Source organism: Aeromonas sp. QDB18, assembly GCF_027705325.1.
GTDB lineage: Bacteria > Pseudomonadota > Gammaproteobacteria > Enterobacterales > Aeromonadaceae > Aeromonas > Aeromonas caviae.
Genome location: NZ_JAPDBQ010000245.1, coordinates 1 through 2,679 on the forward strand (window position 1 = coordinate 1; position 2,679 = coordinate 2,679).

The window sequence follows — 2,679 nt, forward strand, 5'->3', positions numbered from 1 at the left end:
AGGTCCTGCATCGAGAAAACCGACTACCCGTTCCCGGAGGAGTTGGTGCTGTCAACACCGTCCCGGTGAACGGTTACCACGTTACCGGGACAGAGTCGTTGGCAAAATTCCATGAACTGGGGGCCAAGAAGCATGGCTTCGTCGATGTGCTCGTGGGCGCCACAGTAATCGAATACGAAAGAGACTTGCGCACGCTAGGCACATTCGCGCACGGTCTTCACCAGGTGAAGCAGTACTGCGCGGGCCAGCTCAATGCAGGGACTCCTCGCGAACTGCTAGTTGGCGTGCTCTCCGATACTGTCCGGTGGCACGCTTTTTTCCTCCTGGACATCAAAGATCTTTCTGCCGTTCCGGGCGCGACGAGCTTCGGCCCGGACCACATCGAGCTCGCCGAGATAGAGTCATACGACCTTTCTACGGCTGGCGATGTTGAGGCTAAGAAGCTCGGGGATTTTCTGGTCCGCCATCTTGGCCGCGAAGGTGGCCGATTGTTGGCCGCACTGACCCTTGCGAAGGACTTGGGCTTCAGCAGTCCTTTTTGCCAAGCCCATGTTCAGCCGATTGATGCCCTTGTGGACCGTGCGTTCGCCCATGATTCCACCTATGCCAGCTTGATCACAAAGCTTTGGACAGACTTCGTCTCCTACCTGGGTGGAGACGCTGCTGCTGGCAAGTTCGACAAGGCTTCATATGTCGGGGAACTCTACATACTCACCCTTGCTAAGCTTATTTGCGCCAACGTTCTGAACGGAAGGGCCTTGATCAGCGACGATGCAGAGTTGCAAGCGATTCTGGACGGGTCTTTCTTCAAAGCTCGTGGGTTGCCCAACCTTGTAGAATACGACTACTTCGGCTGGCTAAACGCCAGTCCCTATGTCAGCGACTTGGTCGCCGTCGCGCGCGACATTCAAAACGACCTTCGCGCCTACGACTTCAAATCATCTCCTGCCGAAGACCTTTTCGGTACCCTCATGGCGCAGTTGGCGGCACGCTCGCAACGACTTCTGCTGGGACAGGAGTGGACGCCTTCTTGGCTCGCCGGCAAGCTCGTCGAGCATGCCATGTCGGCGCTCCCCAAAGGGCAGCAGCCTCGCTTCGTCGATATGTGCTGCGGATCGGGAGCGATGGTCGTGGAGACGGTGAAGCGTGCCCAGCAACGCCTGCTCGCGGCTGGCAGAGTTCCAGGTGACCCTACTGCGCTCAGCGAACTCGCGACCGCGATCACCGCATTCGACATCGACCCATTGGCTGTGATGCTTGCCAAGGTTGGCTGGGTGCTGGCCAGTAAGGATTGGCTCGCCGCTGGGCATGAGGCGCAGATTCCTGTCTACCACGCCGACTCGCTCTTTGCGAACACGCCTGTGACGAAGGTGTTCAGCACGACTGGAGAAGAGCAGCGAAAGCTCAAACTCGACACGGAAGAGGTCCAACTCCCCCAGTTTTTGATTACGGCATCGAACCAAACTTTGTTCTATGCCATTGGTCGTCATGAAGAGAGTGGCGAGCTGTTCCTGAAAATCACCGGCAATCAGGGTGGGGGTCTGCATAGCAAGGAGTGGATTGCGCTGTCGGCGATTGACGGTGTGTTGTGCTCCTTGCCCGCAGACAAGCCGTTTAAATCCAGCGTTATGAAGCGACTGTTTAAAGGTGGCAGTGCCAATAACGCCGGATTCTTATCAGCCATTCTGCGCTCGGACGGGCTGAAGTTGGTCCAGAAGGCAGACGGCAATCCGATGCTGCACGAACTGGTGCCTGATTACCTTGAGCGCTTGGGTTCGCTAACCAATGAGCTCTGTACCGTATCTTCTACCATCGAATAACCCCTGCATAGCACTCACCTGTCCAAGGGTGAGCCCTCCAACAACCAATCTGAGGTGATTATGACGATCCCATTTGCGGGCGATTTTGCCCTGCCTGTCAGTCAGGCATTGATGAGTATTCTGGATCAGGAACTGGTTAGATCTGGAATGGTGCTGAAGGGAAAATCTAGTCTGGTCTTCAACTTCCGAGACCCGGATTACGGCCCGGTCCGTGGCGGCTTTCATCCGGTAGAAATACGGCTGCTCAAGCGTAAAGACAGGTGGCTGTTCGATTACGTGACGGACTTTAGCTATCAGGGGCCGGAAGAGATGGATGGGTTTGGAGCGGCCTTTAGTCTCGATGACAAAGACCCCGTTAGGGCAGATGATCAAATGGTCGATATTGAATCCATCAAACGGGATATCGTGGTAAACCCGATAGGGGTGGTGTTGGGGCCTAACGATTTGGTCCAGCTCCTGGCCAACCGCAAGTTCACAGGAGTAACCCAGCTTGAGGTGCTGAACCTTGTTGGCCATTTTGTAAGTTTTGGTTGTGCCATAGATAAAGATACCCAGCATCACGATCCCGGAAATCAGCATCACAGTCGTGCTCATAGCCCTCTTATCGATATAGCTCTGTAACAAGAGGTAGAACCCGATCATCATCAGGGTCAATGGCGTGAATAGCATTTGGGAAAAGAGATCTATTTGTAGGTCCTGGATTTGCTGTTGCAGGGTGTGACCCGCTGGCCTGAGCAGGTCGGCGGTCAACGGGCTGACCCTATGTGAGCGAAGCCTTTTTCTTACCTGATTACCCATGACCCTCAGCCAGCTTCAAGAGCCGATATGGCATCGGAGGGCTTGCCACGACTGCATGCCC

General features: G+C 55.2%; 1 protein-coding gene and 2 pseudogenes. 2 read left to right on the forward strand and 1 reads right to left on the reverse strand.

All coding sequences use genetic code 11. The features are described from left to right. Positions 1–1,820 (forward strand): hypothetical protein (locus tag OKC30_RS20490; protein WP_270809790.1); only part of this gene is annotated, 1,820 nt, incomplete at its 5' end. A gap of 111 nt (positions 1,821–1,931) precedes the next feature. After that, positions 1,932–2,114 (forward strand): annotated as a pseudogene (locus OKC30_RS20495) (DUF2787 family protein); the annotation flags it as partial. Between the two features lie 81 nt (positions 2,115–2,195). On the opposite strand, the pseudogene OKC30_RS21470 reads toward OKC30_RS20495, so the two are convergent. Next, a pseudogene (locus OKC30_RS21470) lies at positions 2,196–2,618 on the reverse strand (nuclease-related domain-containing protein); the annotation flags it as partial. Between the last annotated feature and the right edge of the window lie 61 nt (positions 2,619–2,679).